Origin of the sequence: Methylobacterium sp. B4 (assembly GCF_003201865.1) — a bacterium.
In the GTDB taxonomy this organism is placed as follows: Bacteria; Pseudomonadota; Alphaproteobacteria; order Rhizobiales; family Beijerinckiaceae; genus Methylobacterium.
Genome location: NZ_QJJJ01000001.1, coordinates 440511 through 462150, shown reverse-complemented (window position 1 = coordinate 462150; position 21640 = coordinate 440511). Strand labels below are relative to the sequence as shown.

Sequence of the window (21640 nt, the reverse complement as noted above, 5' to 3'; positions counted from 1 at the left end):
GGGGTCGCGGCATGGATATCCGCCAGCAACTTCTCGCCGCCTTCGAGGTTGAGCACCGGGAGCATCTCGACGCGATCCGCGCCGCGCTCGCGGCGGAAGGCCCGGTCGATTGGCAGGACGTGTTCCGCCGCGCCCACAGCCTGAAGGGCGCTGCCCGCGCCGTCGACCTGCCGCCGGTCGAGGCGGTCTCGCACCATCTCGAAACCCTGTTCGAGCGCATCAGCACCGGCCAGCTTCCCCTGGACCGGGAGGCGCGGGCCGCGACCCACCTCGCCCTCGACCGGATCGAGGCCTACGTCGCCGCGAACGCGACGGGTCGGGCCATCATGCTGGACGATGCGCTGGCGGCGCTGAACGCCTGTCTCGATCCCGGCGCCGCACCGGCGCCCGCCGCGCCCTCGGAACCCGCACCCCCGGCTCCTCCCGCACCGGCTCCGGCCGGGGAGGCGGCCGAACCGTCCCAGGCTGTCCTGCGGGTGCCCGCGGCCGCGGTCGAGGCGCTGTCGCGGGCCAGCCACGGCCTCTGGGCGGCGCTGCCGGGGCAGGCCGCGATGGCCGGACGCGTTGCAAGGCTCTCCACCCATGCGGGCGAGATCCGCCGTCGCATGGAAGCGGCGCGCCGGGCCGCCGGCGCCGGAGGCGGCGAGGCGGCGCCGGAGACCGTCGCCCTGCGCCGGGCCTTGTCCGAGATCGAGAGCAGCCTTACCGCCCTGTCGCGCGAGGCTTCCGATCTCGTGCAGGGTCACAAGGCGGCGCAGATCGGTGTCGAGACCGCGGCGCGCCGCCTGCGGGAAGAGACCGAGCGCCTCGCCCTGGTCCCCGCCGAGACCGTGTTCGGCGGTCTTGCCCGCGCGGTGCGCGACATGGCCCGGGCCGAGGGCCGGGAGGTCGAGGTCGGCACCCGCGGCCTCGACCTGCCCGTCGACCGGGCGATGCTGCAATCGCTCAAGGACCCGGTGCTGCACGCGCTGCGCAACGCGCTGAGCCACGGTGCCGAGAGTCCGGAGGCGCGCCAGCGGGCCGGCAAGCCTGCCGCGCTCGCGATCCAGCTCACCGTCGAGGCGCAGGGCGGACGCCTCGTTCTCGGTATCCACGACGACGGACGCGGCCCCGACCTCACGGCGATCGAGGAGACGGGGCGCGTCCGCGGCCTGATCGAGCCGGGCGAGCGTCTCGACGCGGAGGCGCTGCTGGCGCTGCCTTTCGAGCCGGGCTTCTCGACGGCCGGCACGGTCGATGCCCTCTCGGGACGCGGCATAGGCCTGTCGGTGGTGGCGGAGGTCGCCCGCTCCCTGCACGGAGCCGTGCGGCTCGCCCGCCGGCAGCCGCACGGCACCTCGCTGATCCTCACCCTGCCGCTCTCCGCTGCCCGGCGCCCGGTGCTGATCGTCGAGGCCGGCGGCACCCGCTACGCCCTGCCGAGCGGTGCCGCCGAGGCGCTGCTGCGGCTCGATCCCGCTGCGCTCACGACCGTGGCCGGCCGGCCGGTGGCGCAGGTCGCAGGGGAGGGCGGCCAGACGCTGACCCTGCCGGTTGCCGACCTCAGCGACCTTCTCGGGCTCGGTCGCGGCCAGGCCGAGCGGACGACGATTCCCGCCGTGCGCCTGCGCGGCGCCCGGGGGCGCTTCCTGCTCGCGGTCGATCGCCTGGACGAGGTCCGCACGCTCCTCGTCCTGCCGGCCCCACCCGTCGGCACCGACCCGGCCCTCGTCACGGGAACGGTGATCCTCGGCACGGACACGCCCGCGCTCGTTCTCGATCCCGACGGGCTGATCGACCGGCTCGGCCGGGCCGGACCCCGGGCGGTTCGTTCCGCACCCTCCGCTGCGGCGTCGGGCAACGGAACGATGCCGGAAAAACGACGTTCGACGATTCTCGTCGTGGACGACTCGATCACCACCCGCACGCTGGAGAAGAGCATCTTGGAAGCGGCGGGCTACCGCGTGATCGTCTGCGTCGACGGGCAGGAGGCGCTCGACCGGCTGCGCGCGCGTATCGAACCGGTGGACCTTGTGGTGGCCGACGTGGAAATGCCGCGCCTGACCGGCTTCGGCCTCGTGGAAGCCCTGCGGGCGGAAGAGGACTTCGCCCGCCTGCCCATCGTGCTGATGACCTCGCGGGGCGACGAGAGTGACGTGGCCCGCGGCCTCGAACTCGGCGCTGATGCCTATCTGACGAAGCAGAAGTTCGATCAGCGCGAACTCCTGGACACCATCGGTCAGTTGCTGTGAGCGCGGGGAGGGAGCCTTCGCCGCGAGTGCGCGTGCTGGTGGTCGAGGATTCGCTCGTGGTGCGGATCCTCCTGACCCACATCATCGCCCGCGATCCCCGCCTGGAACTGGCCGGCGCGTTGGAGAGCGGCGAGGCGGCGCTGGCCGCCATCGAGACCCTGCGCCCCGACGTCATCTCCATGGATATCCGCCTGCCCGGCATCGACGGGCTGGAGACCACCCGCCGGATCATGGCGACCCGGCCGACGCCGATCGTGGTAATCGCCGATTCGGTCGAGGATTCCTCACTCAAGATCTCGATGAACGCCTTGCGAGCCGGCGCGCTCTCCGTGGTCGAGAAGCCGGTCGCCACGACGAATGACGGCTACGAGGCTGTGGCCGGCGAGATCTGCACGCAGCTGCGCATCATGGCCGCGGTGCCGGTGATCCGCCGCCGGCCGATCGGCTCGGAATGGGGTGCGCGCCGGGCCGCGCCCGCCTTCGAGCCCCTGGCATCTCCCGAACCCGACACGGCGCCGAGCGTGCTCGCGGTGGCCGCCTCGACCGGCGGACCGCCCGCGCTCGCCAAGGTGATCGGCGGGCTGACGGCGGAGTTCCCGCTGCCCGTCCTCCTCGTCCAGCACATGGGGGCGGCCTTCATGGACGGTTTCGCCAGCTGGCTCGACGGCGTGGTGCCGCTCTCGGTGAGCGTCGCACGCGACGGTCAGAGCATGCTGGCCGGCCACGTCTACGTGGCACCCGGCGACCGGCATCTCGAACTCGGGCCGGGCGGCCTCCTGCGCGTCAGCGACGGCGCGCCCGTCGGCGGCCAGCGTCCGGCGGCGACCGTTCTGTTCCGCTCCGTCGCCCGTCACGCCGGGCCGCAGGGCATCGGCGTGCTGCTCACGGGCATGGGCGAGGACGGGGCGCAGGGGCTGCTCGACATGCGCAAGTCCGGCGGCGCCACCGTGGCCGAGCACGAGAGCAGCGCCGTGGTCTACGGCATGCCGGCGGCGGCGGTGCGCCTCAACGCCGCCGCGCGGGTGCTGCCCCTCGAACAGGTGGCGCCCCACCTCGTGCGGCTGGCACAGAGGAAGCCGTCATGACCGCGAGCGCATCGCCGGCCGTCGGGCAGGGCCATCGCCTGCTGCTGGTGGAGGATTCGGAGACCCAGGCGCTGGAACTGCGCCTTCAGCTCGAAGCGCAGGGCTTTTCGGTGCAGCGCTGCGCCACGGCGGAAGCCGCGCTCGACCTCCTCAACACCGACCTGCCGGATCTCGTCGTCGCCGACCATCACCTGCCCGGCATGAACGGCGACGAGTTCACCCGGCAGATGCGCCTGTCGCTGCGGACCCGCGCGCTGCCCGTGGTGATGCTCACCAGCGCCCGCGACGGCGAACGCCACGGCTTCGAGAGCGGCGCCGACGCCTATGTCGAGAAATCCGCCGACCGCGACCTCCTCGTGCTGCGCATCCGCGCCCTCCTGCGCGAGCGCCGGGGCGGGGCGGCCGAAGGGCCCTCCGGCGCCGCCTTCCGGCGCGGCCGGGTCCTGATCGTCGACGGCAGCGCCACCTACCGCGCCTTCTTCACCGGCCTGCTGACCCAGGAGGGCCACGGCGTGGTGGCCGCGGCCGACCCCTCGGCGGCGCTCGCCGCCCTCGACGAGCCGGGCTCGGGCTTCGATTGCGTGACCCTCGATCTCGTCGGCAGCGCCTATGACGGCCTCGCTCTCTGCGCCGAAATCGCCGAGCGCCGCATCAAGGCGGCGGAAGCGGGGGGGCAGGCCTTCCCGCTCGTGGGCATGGCCGGCGCCAAGCCGGACAAGAGCCTGCTGGTGGCCGCCTTCGCGGCCGGCGCCGACGACGTGGTCTCGAAGGCCGACGGCGAATTGCTGGCGATGCGGGTGCGCGGCCTCGTGCGCCGCCGCCTGCTGGAGGAGGACAACCGCCGCATCTCCGGCGAATTCGGCGACCGCGAACGCGCCGTGGAGCGCGCCCGGGCGGAAGCCGAGGCGGCGGCGGCCCGGGCCGCCCTGGCCGACGCGCTGGAGCAGGCCAACCGCGACCTCGAGGACGCCAACCGCAAGCTGACGGAGGCGCAGGCCAAACTCGTCCAGGCCGCCAAGATGGCCTCGCTCGGCGAACTCGTGGCCGGCATCGCCCACGAGATCAACAACCCGCTCGCCTTCATCCTGGCCCACCAGGGCACGGTGGAGCGCCTTCTCGGCGAATTGCCGCCGCCGGAGGCGCCCGAGGGACAGCGGGCGCTGGGCAAGGCCCGCGACCGGGTCGGCTCGATGCGCCTCGGCCTCACCCGTATCCAGGAGCTGGTGCTGAACCTGCGCAAGTTCTCGCGCCTCGACGAGGGCGAGCGCGGCCTCGTCAACGTGCCGGAGGCGATCGAAACGGTGCTGGCGCTGATCCAGCACAAGCTGGGCACGCGAATCGCGGTCGAGCGCGATTTCAGCGGCCGCACGGAGATCTCCTGCACGCCGGCCCTGTTGAACCAGGTCGTCATGAATATCCTCGGCAATGCCGCCGACGCTATTTCAGGCGAGGGCAAGATCACCGTCGCGACGTATTCGGATGCGGAGACCGATCTGATCCGCATCAGCGATACCGGTCCTGGTATCCCCGAAGATCTGCGCGAGAAGATCTTCGAGCCGTTCTTCACCACCAAGCCTGTCGGGTCCGGCACCGGGCTCGGCTTGGCGATTGCGTACAGCGTCGTTCAGGCGCATAGCGGCTCGCTGACCGTGGAGACAGCGCCGGGCGGCGGCGCGAGCTTCGTCATCGGCATTCCGAGGCAACCGGCACCGGTATGAGCAAAGGCACGATCCTGGCCGTCGATGACGAGCCGGACATCCTGATCGCTCTGGAGGATCTGTTCGAGGACGAGTACCGGGTGCTCACCTCGGCCAAGCCCGAGGAAGCGCTCGCCATCCTGCGCGCGGACCCCGACATCGCCGTCGTGGTCTCGGATCAGCGCATGCCGGGCATGACCGGCGATGCCCTGCTGGCCGAGGCGCGCAGCTTCCACGAGGCGCAGGCGATCCTGCTCACCGGCTACGCCGACATCTCGGCCGTGATCGCCGCGCTCAACCGCGGCGGCATCATCGGCTACGTCGCCAAGCCCTGGGACCCGACCCTGCTGCGCGCCACCGTGCGCAACGCCTACGAGCGCCACCGCCTCGGCCGCGATCTGGCCACCGAGCGCGCGCTGCTACGCGGCCTGCTCGACCACGCCGAGGAGGCGATCTCCTTCAAGGACGCCGCGGGCCGGTTCGTGCGCCTCAACGCGCGCAAGGCGGCGCTGCTGGGCGGCGGCGACATCGAGGTCTGCCTGGGCCGCACCGAGACCGCGATCACCGACAACCTCGAGACGCGCGAGGCGGAGGCCGCCGACCGCCGGGCCGTCGAGGCCGGCGAGGCGGGCTCGACCGTGATCGCCCGCGGGGCGCTCGGCGCCGAGCGCTGGTCGCACGTCATCCGTGTGCCGATCCGGGGCGGCACGGGCGAGATCACCCATCTCGCCACGATCGAGCGGGACGTCACCGAGCAGAAGAGCCTGGAGGCGCGCCTGCGCCAATCGGACAAGATGCAGGCGCTCGGCACGCTCGCCGGCGGCATCGCCCACGACTTCAACAACCTGCTCACCGCGATCCTCGGCAGTCTCGAACTGGTCGGCCCCAAGATCGCCGACCAGCCGCGGGTCAAGCGCCTCGTGGACAACGCCACCGGCGCAGCCCAGCGCGGTTCGGCCCTGACCAAGCGGCTCCTGAGCTTCAGCCGCTCCAACGACGCCCATGCGCGACCGGTGGATCCGAACACGCTGATCGAGGGAATGAGTGCCCTGTTCGGGTCGAGCCTGGGCAGCCTCGTGCGGGTCGAGCGCGATCTCGAACCCGGCATGCCCTTCGCGCTGGTCGATCCCGACCAGCTCGAACTCGCGATCCTCAACCTTTGCATCAACGCCCGCGACGCGATGCCGGAGGGCGGCACCGTCACCATCTCCACCCGTCGCGCCGAGATCGCGGACGACCCCGACCTCACGCCCGGCACCTACGCGGTCGTGACGGTCGCCGACGAGGGCACGGGCATCCCGCCCGAAATCCTGGAGCGGGTCTGCGAGCCCTTCTTCACCACCAAGGCGGTGGGGCAGGGCACGGGGCTCGGCCTGGCCATGGTGTTCGGCCTCGCCCAGCAAGCGGGCGGACGCCTGCGCATCACCAGCGAGGTCGGCCGGGGCACGCGTATCGAACTCGCCCTGCCGCGGGCCGACGGCGCCGACGAGGGCGCGGCGGCGGAGGTCGCACCGGTCGTTCCCACGGCGACGAGCCCGGCCCGCATCCTCGTGGTCGACGACGACGAGGAGGTCCGGCACGTCACCGCCTCCTTCCTCAGCGATTTCGGCTACACCGAGACCGAGGCTGCCGACGGGCGCAGCGCGCTCGCCCTGATGGAGCAGGGTCACGGCTTCGACCTGGTGGTGGCCGACCTCGCCATGCCGGGCATGACCGGTGTGGAGCTGGCGGCCGCGATTCGGCAGCGCTTCTCCGGCGTGCCGGTGCTGCTGCTGACGGGCCATGCGGAGGCCGTGCAGATCCCGGAGGACTTGCCGGTGATGACGAAGCCCTTCGCCTCCGCCGAACTCGCCGCGCGGGTGTCGCAGCTTCTGGACAGCGGCGCCTGATCGCATCCCACCCCGCGTCGGAACGCCTGTCGGCATGACCGCTGTCGGACAGTGCCGCGCGAGCGAGGCATCCGGGTCACGTCGCTTGCGGAACTGCGCGCAAGGATTGCGCTCCGTTCGGGGCCGGAGGAAGATGGTTCGTGCGCCGGCCTGCTTCGGCGCGGGATGATTGTTCTCCGATAAGGATGACCGCGATGGCCAGCGTCGATGTCGAGATGGTGAAGTGCGCCTGCCCGGACTGCGTATGCGTGATCTCGCTCTCGAAGGCGGTGACCCGCGACGACAAGGCCTTCTGCTGCGACGAGTGCGCCGAGGGTCACCCGGACCATGCCGGCTGCGACCACGCCGGCTGCTCCTGCCACGGCTGACGATCCCGACCACCGGCCGGGCGCGCCTCAATGCGCGCCGGCCGCCTCTGCGCCGCCCGCTGCCGTCGCGGTCGCCTTGACGAGGAAGCGCATCAGCGCGTCGCGATCGTCGGCGCTGGTGATGGTCTGCTCGGGCATGCGCGTGCCGGGGGTGTAGCGCGCGGGACCGATCTCGAAGAGGCGGGAGACCGTCTCCGGGGTCCAGACGATGTCCATGCCCTTCAGCGAATCGGAATAGCGGTAGCCCGGCACGCTGGCGATGCGCCGCCCGAAGATCCCGGCAAGCGTCGGGCCGGCCCGGGGGACGTCGTCCGGCGTGAGGCTGTGGCAGGCGACGCAGGCGCGGAACACCTCCGCTCCGCGATCCCCGTGGAAGGCAGCGAGCGCATCGGCCGGTCTCGGCATCGCGAGTGGACCGATCGGCTCGCCCGTGGCCCCGTTCCAGCGCCGCACGAGGCGGTCGCCCCCGCCGGTGACGAGTTCGCTCCCGTCCGGACGCCACGCCACCGACCAGACCGGCAAGCCCGGCCCGACCAGGGTGAACAGCAGCTTCGCAGTTTTGCGATCGATCACCGCGACGGCGCCCCCCGCACTCGCGGCGGCGATCCGGCTGCCGTCCGGCGAGAACGCCAGGGCGATGACCGGGGCGGGACCGAGTTCGAGCTCCGCGCGCGGGCGCCCGTCGGCGGCGAGGAACCGTACCGTGGCATCCGCACCCGCGGCGGCGATCTCGGCGTCGCCCGTCACCGCCAGCGCGGAGAGCGCGCTCGGCAGCGTCACGCTCGCAGCGAGCTCGCCCTGCAGCGTCCAGATCCGTACGGTCGCGTCGGCCCCGGCGGTGACCGGGCGCCCGTCGGGCAGGAAGGCGACCGCGTTGACGTTGCCCTTGTGCCCTTCGAGAACCCGCGCCGGCCCACCCGCCAGCGGCCAGATCCGCGCGGTGCCGTCCCATGCGGCGGAGGCCAGGGTCGCGCCGTCCGGAGCCGGCGCGAGCCCGGCGACCGGCCCCGTATGCCCTTCGAGAACCCGCTCGGGTTCGAAGCCGCCGAGCCGCCACAGGGCGATGCGCCCGTCCTCGGACGCCGTGGCGAAGCGCCCGTCGGGCAGCGCGGCCACGGCGTTCACCGCCCCGTCGTGAAAGCGCAGGACGCTGAGCGCCGTGCCTGTCTCGAGGCCCCAGACGATCGCCGCCTGGTCGAAGCCGCCGGAAATCGCGAGCTGCCCGTCCCCGGTCACGGCGAGCGCCCGGACCGGTCCGCCATGGCCGCGCATCTGCGCCGTCGCGGGCGCGGCGAGCAGCAGGGCGGCGATCAGGCTCACGATTCGCGGACCGCGCATCGGCATGGCGGCGTGTCTCCCATTCACGGCGGCGGACCATACGCGAGCGCTCGCGCCGCTGTCCCCGCGGACGGGTGAGGGTTTGTGTCTCAGGCCCGTGTCATGCACGGGCGAGGCGCGCGCGGGCGCTTGATCCGCGCCCGGCGATGGCGCATCGCTCGATCCGATGAGACAGCAAGGCGCCTCACGGTCCGTCCTCGCGCCGCGCCCCACCCTCCCAGGCGCGCGGGATCGCCGATGATGCGCACGCCGTCGGCGGCGCTGACGCCTCTTTCGGATGCGCTGGACATACTGCGCGGCCTCGCCCGGCCGGTGGCGCCGGAGACGATCGCGCTCGCCGCCGCAGCCGGCCGGATCGCCGCCGTGACGATCCTCACTCCCGAAGATCGCCCGTCGGCTGCGACCGCCCTGCGCGACGGCTTCGCCGTGGAAGCCGCGGCGATTGCCGGCGCCTCGTCCTACGCGCCGGTGCTGTTGCCTCGGAGCCCTTCCTGGATCGAGGCGGGCGCGCCTCTGCCCGAGACTGCGGACGCGCTGTTGCCCGCCGAAGGGCTGGAAGGCCGCAGCGCCGTGGCCGAGGCCGGCGCGGGTGACGGCATCCGGGGCCGTGGCGAGGATTTCTCGCGGGGCGACGCCATCTTGGAAGCCGGCGAGCGGATCGGGCCCCTGCACCTGCTCGCGCTCGCCGGCGCGGGAATCGACGCCATCGAGATCCGCCGGCCGCGCCTGCGCCTCGTGGTGACGGGAGCGCCGGAGCGGGATGCCCTGTCGCCGATGCTCGCGGCTCTCATCGGGGAAGCCGGTGCCGAGACGGAGACGGTCGCCGCGCCGGACGAACCGGATGCCATCGCGGCGGCGATCCGGGCCGGGAGCGCCGACGCCGTGCTCGTGCTCGGCGGCACCGGATACGGGCGCAGCGACCGCAGCGCGGAGGGGCTCGCCCGGGCCGGCCGCATCCATGCCCACGGCCTGGCGCTACGGCCCGGCGAGACGGCGGCAATCGGCGCGGCGGACGGGCGCCCGGTCCTGCTTCTGCCGGGGCGGCCGGACGCGGCGCTGGCGGTCTATCTGGCACTGGGCCGGCCGCTGATCGCGGCCCTGGCGGGCGCGCTCCCGCCTCCGATTCAGCGCGCGCCGCTCCTGCGTAAGATTTCCTCAGGGATCGGCCTGTCCGAGATCGTCTACTTGCGCCGCCGGGCGCATGGGGTCGAGCCGCTGGGCGGGGCGGATCTGCCGCTGCGGCGCCTCGTCGGTACGGAGGGCGCCGTGCTGGTGCCGCCGGAGCGGGAAGGGTATCCGGAGGGCACGGAGATCGAGGTGCTGCCGCTGTGAGCGGAAATCGCGAGACGGAGTTCGCCCGGCGGCTCGCCGCCGCCGCACGGCAGGAGCAGTTCCTCACGGTGGTGAGCCGTGAGGAGGCGCAGGCCGCCTTCCGCGCGGCCGTGCCCCACGCCGCCCTGCCGCCCGAGACCGTGCCGCTGGCCCAGTCCCTCGGCCGGGTGCTCGCCCGCGACATCGCCTCGCCCATCGACGTGCCGCCCTTCGACCGCGCGCTCGTGGACGGCTTCGCCCTGCGCGCCGCCGACACCGAGGGCGCCAATGCCGACCGGCCCCGCACGCTCGCCCTCAACCGCGAGATCCTGGCCTGCGGCGTCGCGCCCACGCTGGCGCTGGCGGGCGGCACCGCCACTCCGATCGCCACGGGCGGAGTGATGCCGCGCGGGGCGGACGCGGTGATCATGGTCGAGCAGACCGAGTTTTTCGAAGAAGGCCTCGCCATCGAAGTAAGCGCCCCGGTCCGCCCGGGCCAGTTCGTGGGCTATGCCGGGGCCGATATGGCCTCCGGCGAGACCGTCCTGCGCCGGGGCACGGTCGTGACCGCCCGCGAGATCGGGATGCTGGCCGCCTGCGGGCTCGCCGACATCGAGGTTCTGCGCCGGCCCAGGGTCGCCGTGCTCTCCACGGGCGACGAGCTGGTGGCGCCGGGCGAGGCGCTGCGCCCCGGCGCGATCTACGATTCCAACGGCGCCATCGTCGCCGCCTCCGTCGCCGAGAACGGCGGCGATCCGCTGCCGCTCGGCATCGTGCGCGACGACGAGGCCGCCCTCGAAGGCGCCCTGCGCGACGCGCTCTCACGCAGTGACCTCGTCGTGCTCTCCGGCGGGACTTCGAAGGGGGCGGGCGACGTCTCGCACCGCATCCTGTCGCGGCTGGGGGAGCCCGGCATCCTCGTCCACGGCGTGGCGCTCAAGCCCGGGAAGCCGCTCTGCCTCGCGGTCGCCGAGGGCAAGGCCGTCGTGGTGCTACCGGGCTTTCCCACCTCGGCGATGTTCACCTTCCACGACTTCGTGGTGCCGCTGGTGCGCGCGCTGGCCGGCCTGCCCCCGCGGGAAGAGGAGGCGGTGACCGCCCGCCTGCCGCAGCGCCTGACCTCCGAACTCGGCCGCACCGAGTTCGTCATGGCCTCGCTCGCCCGCGGCCCGGACGGGCTCGTCGCCCTGCCGCTGCCGAAGGGCTCGGGCTCGGTCACCGCGTTTTCCCAGGCCGACGGCTTCTTCGCGGTGCCCGCCGCCCGCGCCGGCCTGGAGGCGGGCGAGACCGTCTCGGTGGTGCGCCTCGGCGCCGGGGTGAGGCCGCCGGACCTGACCATCATCGGTAGCCATTGCGTCGGGCTCGACCGGGTGGTCGGGCTCCTGGCCGAGCGCGGCTTCCGCGCGCGCACGGTCTGGGTCGGCTCGGCCGGCGGGCTCGTGGCGCTGCGGCGGGGCGAGTGCGATCTGGCCGCGATGCACCTGCTCGACCCCGAAACCGGCGGCTACAACACACCCTTCCTCGAAGAAGGCATGGCGCTCGGCCCAGGCTGGCGCCGGTTGCAGGGCGTGGTGTTCCGCGCCGGCGATCCGCGCTTCGAAGGAAGGACGGCGGAGGCGGCGGTCGCCGCCGCCCTGGCCGACCCGGATTCGGTCATGGTCAACCGCAACGCCGGCTCGGGCACGCGGCTTCTCGTGGACGGCCTCATCGGCACCGGCCGCCCGCCCGGATTCTGGAACCAGCCCCGCTCGCACAACGCGGTCGCGGCGGCAGTGGCGCAGGGTCGGGCCGATTGGGGCGTGGCGATCGAGAGCGTGGCTCGCGCCTACGCCCTCGGCTTTCTGCCGCTCGCCCAGGAGCACTACGATTTCGCCTATCGCGTGGAGGACCGCATGAAGCCGGCACTCGCCGCCTTCCTCTCCCTGCTCGGACGGCCGGAGACCGACGCCGCGCTCACCGAGCTCGGGTTCGAACCGGCCGGAGACGAGGCGTGAGCGGCCTGCGCGTCATCGGTCTCGCCGGCTGGAGCGGGGCGGGCAAGACCACCCTGCTCGCCCGCCTGATCCCCGTGCTGGTGCAACGCGGCGTGCGGGTGGCGACGCTCAAGCACGCGCACCACGCCTTCGACATCGACCATCCGGGCAAGGATTCCCACGTCCACCGGCAGGCGGGGGCGAGCGAGGTGATCGTCGCCTCCGCCCGGCGCTGGGCGCAGATCCGCGAGGTCGGGGACGGCAGCGAGGCGACCCTGTCCGAGTTGCTGCGGCGGCTGACGCCGACCGGGTTGGCCCTGGTCGAGGGTTACAAGCGCGAGCCGCATCCCAAGCTCGAGGTGTTCCGCGCGGCCAACGACCGTCCTCCGCTGCACGGGGAAGACCCGCGCATCGTCGGCATCGCCAGCGACGTCGCCTTCCCGGAGGCCCGCGTTCCGGTCGTCGGCCTCGACGACATCGGGGCCATCGCCGACCTCGTGCTCGACCGCGCCGAACCGCTCGGCACCGTGCTCGCCCGGCTGGAGGGAGCCTGAGCCATGGCGCAGCTCACCGACGATTGCTTCGCCTTCGGCGGCAAGGCGATGCGGGTCGAGGAGGCGGTGGCGCTGATCGCCGAGCGCTTCCCCCCCCTCGCCGGCACCGAGACCGTGCCGCTCGCCCTGGCCGACGGGCGCATCGCCGCGGGGGACGTGTTCGCACGGCACGATCTGCCGCCCTTCGCCAACGCGGCGGTGGACGGCTACGCCGTGTGCTTCACCGACCTCACGCGAGGGGCCGAGACGGTGCTGCCCGTGCGCGGACGGGTCGCTGCCGGCGCCGCCGCCGGTGAGGTGCCGACCGGCAGCGCGGTCCGCATCTTCACCGGCGCGCCGATGCCGCCGGGCGCCGACACGGTGTTCATGCAGGAGGACGTGCGCCGGGACGGTGAGCGCGTCCACCTGCCGCCGGGGCTGAAGCCCGGCGCCAACGCCCGGCCCGCGGGCGAGGATCTGGGTCAGGGCGGCCTCGCCATCCCCGCCGGGCGCCGTCTGCGCCCGCAGGATCTGGCGCTGGCCGCCGCGACCGGACACGCCGATCTCCTCGTTCGCCGCCGCCTGCGGGTGGCGCTGTTCTCGACCGGCGACGAGCTGACCGAACCCGGCGCACCCCTGCGACCGGGCGCGATCCACGATTCGAACCGGGTTCTGCTTGCGAGCCTCCTGACCCGCCTCGGCGTGACGGTGAGCGATCTCGGCATCCTGCGCGACGACGCCGCCGCGGTCTCGGCCCGGCTCGCGGAGGCCGCGCGGGACCACGACCTGATCCTCACCTCCGGCGGCGTCTCGACGGGGGAGGAGGACCACGTGAAGGCGGCGGTGGAGGCGCAGGGGCGGCTGATGCTCTGGCGGCTGGCGATCAAGCCGGGACGCCCGGTCGCGGCGGGCCTCGTGGCCGGCACGCCCTTCGTCGGCCTGCCGGGCAACCCAGTCGCGGTCTACGTCACGCTGCTCTTCGTGGTCCGCCCGCTGCTGGCGCAGCTCGGCGGTGCGCTCTACGAGCCGCCACTCTCCTGGCCGGTGCGGGCAGGCTTTCCTTATCGCAAGAAGGCGGGACGGCGGGAATTCGTCCGCGTCAGCCTCGCCCGCTCGGAGGACGGCCGGCTGGAGGCCCACAAATTCCCCCGCGACGGGGCGGGCGTGCTGACTTCGCTCACCGAGAGCGACGGCCTCGTCGAACTGCCCGACGACGCGACCGGCATCGTCCCCGGCGACACGCTCGCCTACTATCCGCACGCGCTGCTCTGGTAGGCGGCCGTCGCGAGTATCCGGCATCCGGTCGGCGCTAGGCCGGACCGCTCGCCATCGACCCGACCGCGGCTTCCCCCCGGAACGCTGCCGACCGCCTCTCGTTTGTGATGCAGCGAGACGATTGCGATCAGGAGCGGATCGATCATGGGCATATCCGGACGCGCTGTTTTCCTCGGGGCGGCCCTTCTCGCCAGCCTTGCCGGAAGCGCTGCAGCAACCGAGGACAAAGGGAGCAGCCCGACATCGCCGCCCCGCGGGCAGAGCGAATCCGGCGAGGCCACCGGCAGCGTGGGCGCGGGCGGACTGACCGGCTCCGCTGCCACGAAGGACGGCGCCCGCACCGGCGCGCCCGATACGCCCCGGCCCGCCGGGTCTACCGCCCCCTCCGCCGGTACCGCTCGCTAGGCGGAGCGATCCCGGCGCCGCCCGTCACCTATTGCGAGCGCCGGCCGAAAGAGACCGCGTAGGCCTGGACGCGGGCATCGATCAGAGGATCGTCCGACACCTCGATACCGTCGGTGAGCGCGTTCGGCATGAACAGCAGCGCCTTCTCGGCCTCCGCGCTGTCAGGCACGGCCCTGCTGACGGTCAGGGTGCCGAGGTCGACCGTCTTCCGGCTGTCCGGCCACGGCTTCGTGGCGTCGTTGGTGGGATCGCCCGCCTCGGCAAGCTGCGCCAGCACCCGGAACTTCGCAGGCTCCCGGGCGATGCGGGGGCCGATCTCGTCCATGAGGTAGTTCGGGTCCCGCTTCTTCGCCTCCTCGGCGGACAGGATCTCTTCGCCTTGAGCGGGCACGAACTTGAACCGGAACGGCTGCCGCTTGCCGTCCTTGTCCACGAAGATGAAGGCGTTGACGCCGTTATAGGTCTGCCGCGCGAGGCTCGACGGGGTCTTGGCCGTCGCACCGGCCGTTGCGGCGGCAGGATGCGTCGCGACGAAGCGCTCCAGGGCCGTGGGCTTCTTCGCGTCCGGGCCGCTGGCGGCGACCGCCTTCAGCAGGTCGCGAAACTCCTCGCCGGTGGCAACGGGGAAGTAGGCGAGCGCATTCACGACGACATCCATCTCCGAGCCGTCGCTGAGCTTGAATTTCAGCGCCATGCCGTGCGGGTTGGCGTTGGCGGCGCCGTCGGCGATGGTCGGGACTCCGGTCGCGTCGGAGAAGCGGATGGTGACGGGTACCGCCGGCCCCTGGAACAGGGACGCCTTACTGATCCTGGCCGCGTCGGCGGAGGGGGTGAAGCTGCCCTCGGCGACCACGCCCTTGGCGTGGTTGGCCCGCTTGCCCGCGTGCTTGCCGAACAAGGTGTTCATCGCGTCGATGGTCTGTTCGGCCGTCGAAGTTTCCTGCGCCACCGCCGCAACGCTCATGAGGAGGGTCAGCGCGACGCCCGCGACCAGAGACTGCCCGTAACGTGAGACCAACATCCATTCCTCTCCGGCACTGACGCGACAGGTGTGATCGGCCGCCCCACCGCGAAATGGAACGCCTCCAATCCGAAGCAAGCGCGGGCGGTTCGAGTTGCGGCGGCTCCGCGCGCCTCGGCGGAACGCCGCGCGGGGGCTGTCACGCTGCGCGGCGCGGCCGTCCGATGAAGTCGACGAAGGCCCGCAGCGGCGCGGGAAGGTAGCGGCGGCCGGGATAGTACAGGAACGGGCCCGGGAAGCGCGGCCACCAGGGCTGCAGCACCGGCTCCAGGGCGCCGCTGTCGAGATGCGGCTGCAGCCAATCCTCGAACAGGGTGATGATGCCGATTCCGGCGATGGCCGCCTCGATCGCGAGATCTGTGGCGGTGCCGACGCGCACGATGAGCGGTCCGTTCGGATCGATCCGCACGATCTCCCCGTCCCGCTCGAACTCCCAGACCGTGACCGCGCCGCTGGCGAAACGGCCGCCGATGCAGGCATGGTCGAGCAGCGCGCGCGGGTGGTTCGGGCGGCCATGGCGGTCGAGATAGGCCGGCGAGGCGGCTGTGGCGAAGCGCTGCTCCCGTGGGCCGATCGGGACGGCGATCATGTCTTGTTCGAGGCGCTCGTCGTAGCGGATGCCGGCATCGCAGCCCGCGGCCAGCACGTCGACGAAGCTATCCTCGGCCACGATGTCGAGGCGGATCTCCGGGTATGCCTCTAGGAATGGCGGCACGATCATCGGCAGCACCAGCCGGGCCGCGCTGACAGGCACGTTGAGCCGCAGCGTGCCGGCCGGACGATCACGGAAGCCGTTGACCACGTCGAGCGCCGCCTCGACCTCGCCGAGGGCGGGCGTCAGGCGCTCCAGGAGACGCAGGCCGGCCTCGGTCGGGACGACGCTGCGCGTGGTGCGGTTGAGCAGCCGCACGCCGAGCCTCCGCTCCAGCCGGCGGACGGCCTCGCTCAGGCCCGACGCACTCATGCCGCTGGCCCGCGCCCCGTCGCGGAAGCCACCCGCCTCCGCGACGGCGACAAAGGCAGCCAAGTCGCCGAGGTCAGCCGCCACTGTCCATCCTTTCGCACACGTCGTGCCGATTGGACCGTCTTATCGCGCAGTGCAGCGGCGTCTAGATCCTGGGCCTCACACAGGAGAGACCGCATGAACGATCTCGGCAAGGCCGGCACCTACCCTCTGGGCGACCGCCCGGTGAAGCGGCTCGGCTACGGAGCGATGCAGCTGGCCGGTCCGCACGTCTTCGGCCCACCCAAGGACCGGGACCGCGCCCTCGCCGTGCTGCGCGCGGCGGTCGCCGGGGGCGTGAACCACATCGACACCAGCGACTTCTACGGCCCGCACATCACCAATGAGCTCATCCGCGAGGCGCTTCAGCCCTATCCGGACGACCTCATGATCGTCACCAAGATCGGTGCGGTGCGAGGGCCGGACGCCTCGTGGAAGCCGGCCTTCTCAACCGTAGAGCTGACGCGCTCGGTCCACGACAACTTGCGCAATCTCGGCCTCGACGCGCTCGACGTGGTCAACCTGCGCATCATGTTCGACGTGCACGGCCCCGCCGAAGGCTCGATCGAGGCACCGCTGTCAGCCCTGGCGGAGCTTCAGCGCCAGGGGCTCGTGCGCCACATCGGGCTCAGCAACGTGACGGCCCGGCAGGTCGCCGAGGGGCGCTCGATCGCCCAGATCGTCTGCGTGCAGAATGCGTACAACCTTGCGCACCGGGCCGACGACGCGCTCATCGACGAACTGGCCGCCGACGGCATCGCCTACGTGCCGTTCTTCCCGCTCGGCGGCTTCAGCCCGCTGCAATCGACGACGTTGTCCGAGGTGGCCGCGCGGCTCGGGGCGACACCGATGCAGGTGGCGCTCGCCTGGCTCCTGCGCCGCGCACCCAATATCCTGCTGATCCCCGGCACCTCGTCGGTCGAGCATCTCCACGAGAACCTGCGGGCGGCCGAGCTGTCCCTGTCGGACGCCGTGATGGCGGAGCTCGACCAGATCGGGGCGGCGTCCCAAGCGACGTAGAATCCGCCTTGCCCACTGCGGCCGGCTTGGGCGGGCCGGCCACGGATCTCGATCAGGTCGGGCCGTCGTTCGGCGGCGCGTAGCCCGAGGCCGCACCCGCACGGCTGCGGACATCCTCGCGGAAGGCGGCCGTTCGCGCCGCATCCAGGCTCGCGCGGGCGGCGAGGAAGTAGGTCTCCCAACCCAGAGGCCGATAATCGAGGGCGAAGCGCTCGGCCACCGCGCGGGTGCCCATGCCGACATCGGCCGCCCCCGTGGCGATCAGCGCCGCCACCGCTTGATGGGTGAACTCCTCCGTGTGGTGCCCGACGATCGTCTCCAGCGCGATCCCGGCCTCGGCGCAAAGCCGCTCGAACCAGATCCGCGTGCCGGCACCGCGCTGCCGGTTGACGAAGCGGGCCTGCCGGGCGGCGATATCGGCCACGCCCGCGAGCCCGAGCGGGTTGCCGGCGGCCAGCATCAGGCCTTGCTCGCGGCGAAACAGCGGGAGGACGGCGAGGTTCGGATCCCGGAACAAGCGGTCGAAGGGCGGCGGCGCGGTGCCGTCCGAGCCGTAGTGGAAGCCCGCCGCATCGACTGCGCCCTCACGCAGCCGCGCCAGGGCATCGAGGCTGCCGGCCACCATCAGATCGACGTCGCGCCGCCCCTCGACGGTTTCGAGGAGGAGCGGATCGTGGCTCGCCGCGAGGCGCAGGCGGGCATCGGCCGGCTCCAGCAGCCGGCGCAGGCCGTCCGAGAGGGCCAGCTCCTCCGCCGCGAGCGCAGGGGCCAGACGCGTGCGGGAGCCTTGGAGCAGCGCCAGCAGCGCGGTGCCGAGCGGGGTGAGGCTGGTGCCGTGCCCCTTGGTCTTCACCACGACCGGCTGCCCCAGCGCCTGCTCCAGGGCCGCAACCTGGCCCCAGGCGGAGCGGTAGGACATCGCCAGCGTCTGCGCCGCCCCCTGGAGCGAGCCCGTTCCGGCGAGCGCCTCGAGAAGCGCGAGGGCTCCGGCGAAGGGAAAGGCGGAAGCCCCCTCGCAGCGCCCGTCCACCGCGAGACGCACGCCGAATTCCCGCCTCGCGGGCGGAGCGACCGGCAGGGAGGCATGCGCACCGTCGGCGAGAGCCATATGCAACGTCTTTCCTATTGATCTCGCTCGTCGCTGCGTAGCATCCGGACGTATTCCGCGCAGCCCCCGCGGTGCGAGCGAGCCGCTTGAGCCAGACGTTTCAGGAGACGTTTTCCCGCCTGTGGACGCTCGACCGGGATGTCCTGGCGATCGCGTGGCTGTCTCTGCGCGTGAGCCTCACGGCGGTGGGCATCGGGCTTCTCCTCGGCATCCCTCTCGGAGCGCTGATCGCGGTGGCCCGGTTCCCGGGCCGCGGCGTCGTGGTCGGGCTGCTCAACGCCTTCATGGGCCTGCCGCCGGTCATCGTCGGGCTGGTGCTCTACCTCCTGCTCTCCCGCTCCGGGCCCTTCGGCGCGCTCGGCCTTCTGTTCACGCCCTCCGCCATGGTGGCGGCGCAGGCGCTCCTCGCCACGCCGCTGGTGGCCGCGCTGACCCGGCAGGTCATCGCCGATGCCGAGGCGCATCTGGGCGAGCAGCTGCGCTCCTTACGCCTCTCGGCGCCCCGGCGAGCGGGCGTGCTCATCTACGACGCGCGCTTCTCGCTGGTGACCGCCGCGCTCGCCGCCTTCGGCCGGGCGATCTCGGAGATCGGCGCGGTGCTCGTGGTCGGCGGCAATATCGACGGGCACACCCGCACCATGACTACGGCGATCTCGCTGGAGACGCAGAAGGGCGATCTCAGCCTCGCCCTGGCGCTCGGCGCGGTGCTGATGGCCCTCGTGCTGGCGGTGAACGCCGCCGCCGCGATCCTGCGCGGCCATGCCGTCCGGGCCTACGGATGAGTGTCCCGCACGCCGTCGAGCTGGAGAATGTCGGCCTGACCCGCAACGGGCGCCCGATCCTCGACCGTCTCAGCCTCACCGTCGCCGGGGAGGGCATCACCGCTCTCATCGGCCCGAACGGGGCGGGCAAGAGCGTCAGCCTGCGCGTGATCGACGGCCTGCTGCGGCCGGATACCGGCTCCGTGCGCCTCGCGCCCGGCCCTCGCGCCTTCGTGTTCCAGCGCCCGGCCCTGGTGCGGGCGAGCGCCCGGGCCAATCTCGCGCTGGGTCTGGCCCCACTCAAGCTCTCCCGCCGCGAGCGCGCCGAGCGGATCGAGGCGGCGCTGGCCCGGGTCGGCCTATCGGAGCGGGCGGACGACGCGGCGACGCGCTTCTCCGGCGGCGAGCAGCAACGCCTCGTGCTGGCGCGCGCCTGGGCGATGCGGCCCGAATTGCTGCTCCTCGACGAGCCGACGGCGAGCCTCGACCCGGCCGCGACGGAGACCATCGAGAGCCTGATCGCCGAGATGGCGCGGGCGGGCACCGCCGTGCTCCTCGTCTCGCACAATCTCGGGCAGGTCGCCCGGCTCGCCGACGAGACCGTGGTGCTCGCCGCCGGCCGCGTCGTCGAGACCGGTCCGACCCGCACCGTCCTCTTCTCACCCCGCACCATCGAGGCGCGGGCCTACCTGACCGGAGAACTGCCTTGGACCTCTTTCGCCGCAGCTTCCTGACACTCGGCCTGTTGGCCGCCCTCGGCGCGGCCTCGAGCCCTGTCCGGGCCGAACCCGCCTCGATCGTCGTCGCCTCGACGACCTCCACCGAGCAATCGGGCCTGTTCAAGCACATCCTGCCCCTGTTCAAGGCCAAGAGCGGCATCGAGGTGAAGGTCGTGGCGCTGGGCACCGGCCAGGCCCTCGACGCGGCCCGCCGGGGCGATGCCGACGTGGTGCTCGTCCACGACCGGCCGGCGGAGGAAAAGTTCGTCGCCGAGGGCTTCGCCAAGGCGCGGCAGGACGTGATGTACAACGACTTCGTGGTGATCGGGCCGAAGGCCGACCCCGCCGGCATCAAGGGCGGAAGCGTCGAGGAAGCCTTCCGCAAGCTCGCCGCCGCCAAGGCGCCCTTCGTTTCGCGGGGCGACCGCTCCGGGACGCACAGCGCCGAGCTGCGGAGCTGGAAGGAGGCCGGGGTCGATCTCGCGAGCGCGCGGGGCGACTGGTACCGCGATGTCGGCCAGGGCATGGGCCCGGCGCTGAACACCGCCTCGGCGCTCGGCGCCTACATCCTGGCCGATCGCGGCACCTGGCTCTCTTTCAAGAACCGCGGCGACCTGACCATCCTCGTGGAGGGCGATGCGCGGCTGTTCAACCCCTACGGCGTGATGCTGGTGAATCCCGACAAGCACCCGACCGTGAAGGTGAAGGAGGGGCAGGCCTTCATCGACTGGCTAGTCTCGCCGGAGGGGCAGGCCGCCATCGCCGATTACAAGATCGGCGGCGAGCAGCTGTTCTTCCCCAGCGCGAAGAAGGGCTGATACCGCTTCCGTCCGAACGCTTCGGTATCGGTCCACGCCGTCATCGCGAGCGGCAGCGAAGCGATCCAGAGCGCGACGTCTCCCGGGAGGTCGCGCCCTGGATTGCCACAGCACCACCTCGCCATGACGAAAAGGCCGGTCGAGCGTCAGGCCACGACCTAGCGACGCGGCGGCGGCCCGGACTGGCGCCGCCGCGCGATCATCCAGATCGCCAGCACCGCGAGGGCGACGAGCACGCTCGCCCAGACCCAGTTGAAATCCATCGCCGCGCCGGTCGCCGCCGCCGAACTGGAGCCCGACGGGCCGGATTCGGGGATCGGCGGAGCGGGATTGGTCGCCTGAGCGAGCGCATGGGTCAGCCCGGCAAGCCAGAGGCCGGAGGTGAGGGCGGCGTTTCTCATAGGACGCGAACTCCGGCGGCCGTCAGTGGCCCAATCACTTGCTGTCCTTGTCGAAGCGGAAGGCGGGAGCGTCGTTGAGCTGCGCCTTGGTCAGGCGTACCTCGGCGTGGATCAAGTCGCTGCCCACGAGCACCGTGGCAGGCCCGGTGTCGCGCTTCGGCTCGACCGAGCCGGTCGCGGGCGTGACCCGGTCGCTGTGCTGGTTCTGCACGGCGCCGAGCACCTCCGGCGTGGTCTGGGAGCCCGGCATCGTCTCCGGGCCGGCCCGCTTGGAGGCCCTCTCGCTCGGCGCGTCATCGACGGTGACGACCGAACTCGCCCCGCTCGTCAGCGGCACATCGGCGAAGTTCCAGGCGAGCTGGTCGAACGGCACCGCGACGTATTTTTCGCCGACGCCGAGGAAGCCGCCGACGCCGATCACCACGGCGTGAATGCGGCCCGTGCCATCGAGAAGAACGTCCTCGATCTTGCCGACCCGCACGTGGTCCGCCCCGACCACGGTGACGCCGATGACCTTTGAACCGCGCAGGGCGCCGGCCTCGGGCCGCTCGATGAAGCGAGGGGCCGACGCTCCGGGTGGGGCCGCCTCGGCCAGCGCCGGGGCAGCGGGCAAAATGAAGCCACCGAGCGCGAGGGCGAGGGCAAGCGGGACGCTGGCGAGGGTGGGACGCATCCCTGACTCCG

The 21640-nt window shown here is 72.6% G+C and carries 19 protein-coding genes; 13 read left to right on the top strand and 6 right to left on the bottom strand.

The features are described 5' to 3' along the window. Positions 1-11 precede the first annotated feature (11 nt). The 5 genes from BY998_RS02295 to BY998_RS02275 all read left to right on the top strand — a co-directional run bounded on the left by BY998_RS02295 (position 12) and on the right by BY998_RS02275 (position 7270). The gene (locus tag BY998_RS02295; RefSeq protein WP_110349987.1) at positions 12-2231 is read left to right on the top strand and encodes a response regulator; all 2220 of its coding nucleotides are present in this window, start codon (positions 12-14) and stop codon (positions 2229-2231) included. 26 nt (positions 2232-2257) lie between these two features. Continuing rightward, positions 2258-3316, top strand: a complete 1059-nt coding sequence (gene cheB / locus BY998_RS02290) for a chemotaxis-specific protein-glutamate methyltransferase CheB (protein ID WP_110349986.1) — start codon at positions 2258-2260, stop codon at positions 3314-3316. Further along, on the top strand, positions 3313-5034 hold the full coding sequence (locus tag BY998_RS02285; protein ID WP_110349985.1) for a response regulator: 1722 nt from the start codon (positions 3313-3315) through the stop codon (positions 5032-5034). Before cheB ends, BY998_RS02285 begins: the two co-directional genes overlap by 4 nt. Continuing rightward, positions 5031-6902: a response regulator gene (locus BY998_RS02280; RefSeq protein WP_110349984.1), complete on the top strand. Its 1872-nt coding sequence runs from the start codon at positions 5031-5033 to the stop codon at positions 6900-6902. The genes BY998_RS02285 and BY998_RS02280 overlap by 4 nt, the downstream gene beginning before the upstream one ends. 194 nt (positions 6903-7096) lie before the next feature. Next, the gene (locus BY998_RS02275; protein ID WP_110350253.1) at positions 7097-7270 is read left to right on the top strand and encodes a metallothionein; all 174 of its coding nucleotides are present in this window, start codon (positions 7097-7099) and stop codon (positions 7268-7270) included. Positions 7271-7297: 27 nt separating this feature from the next. Here the strand turns inward: BY998_RS02275 and BY998_RS02270 are convergent, their stop codons facing one another. Continuing rightward, entirely contained in the window at positions 7298-8614 is a 1317-nt protein-coding gene (locus tag BY998_RS02270) for a c-type cytochrome (RefSeq protein ID WP_110349983.1), read from the bottom strand. 234 nt (positions 8615-8848) lie between these two features. Between BY998_RS02270 and BY998_RS02265 the strand changes: the two genes are divergently transcribed. From BY998_RS02265 to glp, 4 genes are read left to right on the top strand one after another with little or no spacing between them, the layout of a single operon-like run. Next, complete coding sequence (locus tag BY998_RS02265) at positions 8849-9940, top strand: molybdopterin-binding protein (protein ID WP_110350252.1); 1092 nt, start codon at positions 8849-8851, stop codon at positions 9938-9940. Further along, on the top strand, positions 9937-11913 hold the full coding sequence (locus tag BY998_RS02260) for a molybdopterin biosynthesis protein (RefSeq protein ID WP_110349982.1): 1977 nt from the start codon (positions 9937-9939) through the stop codon (positions 11911-11913). Before BY998_RS02265 ends, BY998_RS02260 begins: the two co-directional genes overlap by 4 nt. Then, entirely contained in the window at positions 11910-12446 is a 537-nt protein-coding gene (gene mobB / locus BY998_RS02255; protein ID WP_110349981.1) for a molybdopterin-guanine dinucleotide biosynthesis protein B, read from the top strand. Before BY998_RS02260 ends, mobB begins: the two co-directional genes overlap by 4 nt. A gap of 3 nt (positions 12447-12449) precedes the next feature. After that, the gene (glp, locus tag BY998_RS02250; RefSeq protein ID WP_110349980.1) at positions 12450-13700 is read left to right on the top strand and encodes a gephyrin-like molybdotransferase Glp; all 1251 of its coding nucleotides are present in this window, start codon (positions 12450-12452) and stop codon (positions 13698-13700) included. A 433-nt stretch (positions 13701-14133) separates the two neighbouring features. On the opposite strand, the gene BY998_RS02240 is transcribed toward glp, so the two are convergent. Together BY998_RS02240 and BY998_RS02235 are read right to left on the bottom strand one after the other, a co-directional pair. Beyond that, entirely contained in the window at positions 14134-15126 is a 993-nt protein-coding gene (locus tag BY998_RS02240; protein ID WP_110349978.1) for a catalase family peroxidase, read from the bottom strand. Between the two features lie 139 nt (positions 15127-15265). Beyond that, positions 15266-16174: a LysR family transcriptional regulator gene (locus BY998_RS02235; RefSeq protein ID WP_110349977.1), complete on the bottom strand. Its 909-nt coding sequence runs from the start codon at positions 16172-16174 to the stop codon at positions 15266-15268. Between the two features lie 93 nt (positions 16175-16267). Here BY998_RS02235 and BY998_RS02230 point away from each other — a divergent pair, with 93 nt between their 5' ends. Beyond that, positions 16268-17149, top strand: a complete 882-nt coding sequence (locus tag BY998_RS02230; protein WP_110349976.1) for an aldo/keto reductase family oxidoreductase — start codon at positions 16268-16270, stop codon at positions 17147-17149. 52 nt (positions 17150-17201) lie between these two features. Here BY998_RS02230 and BY998_RS02225 read toward each other — a convergent pair whose 3' ends face one another. Then, positions 17202-18257 (bottom strand): substrate-binding domain-containing protein, encoded by a 1056-nt coding sequence (locus tag BY998_RS02225; RefSeq protein WP_110349975.1) that lies wholly within the window; start codon positions 18255-18257, stop codon positions 17202-17204. Between the two features lie 86 nt (positions 18258-18343). Here BY998_RS02225 and BY998_RS02220 point away from each other — a divergent pair, with 86 nt between their 5' ends. From BY998_RS02220 to BY998_RS02210, 3 genes are read left to right on the top strand one after another with little or no spacing between them, the layout of a single operon-like run. Continuing rightward, on the top strand, positions 18344-19039 hold the full coding sequence (locus tag BY998_RS02220; protein ID WP_110349974.1) for an ABC transporter permease: 696 nt from the start codon (positions 18344-18346) through the stop codon (positions 19037-19039). Then, positions 19036-19752, top strand: coding sequence for a phosphate ABC transporter ATP-binding protein (locus BY998_RS02215; RefSeq protein ID WP_110349973.1), 717 nt, complete (start codon positions 19036-19038; stop codon positions 19750-19752). The genes BY998_RS02220 and BY998_RS02215 overlap by 4 nt, the downstream gene beginning before the upstream one ends. After that, positions 19725-20555: an extracellular solute-binding protein gene (locus BY998_RS02210; RefSeq protein WP_110349972.1), complete on the top strand. Its 831-nt coding sequence runs from the start codon at positions 19725-19727 to the stop codon at positions 20553-20555. The genes BY998_RS02215 and BY998_RS02210 overlap by 28 nt, the downstream gene beginning before the upstream one ends. A 158-nt stretch (positions 20556-20713) precedes the next feature. On the opposite strand, the gene BY998_RS02205 is transcribed toward BY998_RS02210, so the two are convergent. Continuing rightward, the gene (locus tag BY998_RS02205) at positions 20714-20956 is read right to left on the bottom strand and encodes a hypothetical protein (RefSeq protein ID WP_110349971.1); all 243 of its coding nucleotides are present in this window, start codon (positions 20954-20956) and stop codon (positions 20714-20716) included. Positions 20957-20990: 34 nt separating this feature from the next. Further along, positions 20991-21629, bottom strand: coding sequence for a PRC-barrel domain-containing protein (locus tag BY998_RS02200; RefSeq protein WP_110349970.1), 639 nt, complete (start codon positions 21627-21629; stop codon positions 20991-20993). Positions 21630-21640: the final 11 nt, after the last annotated feature.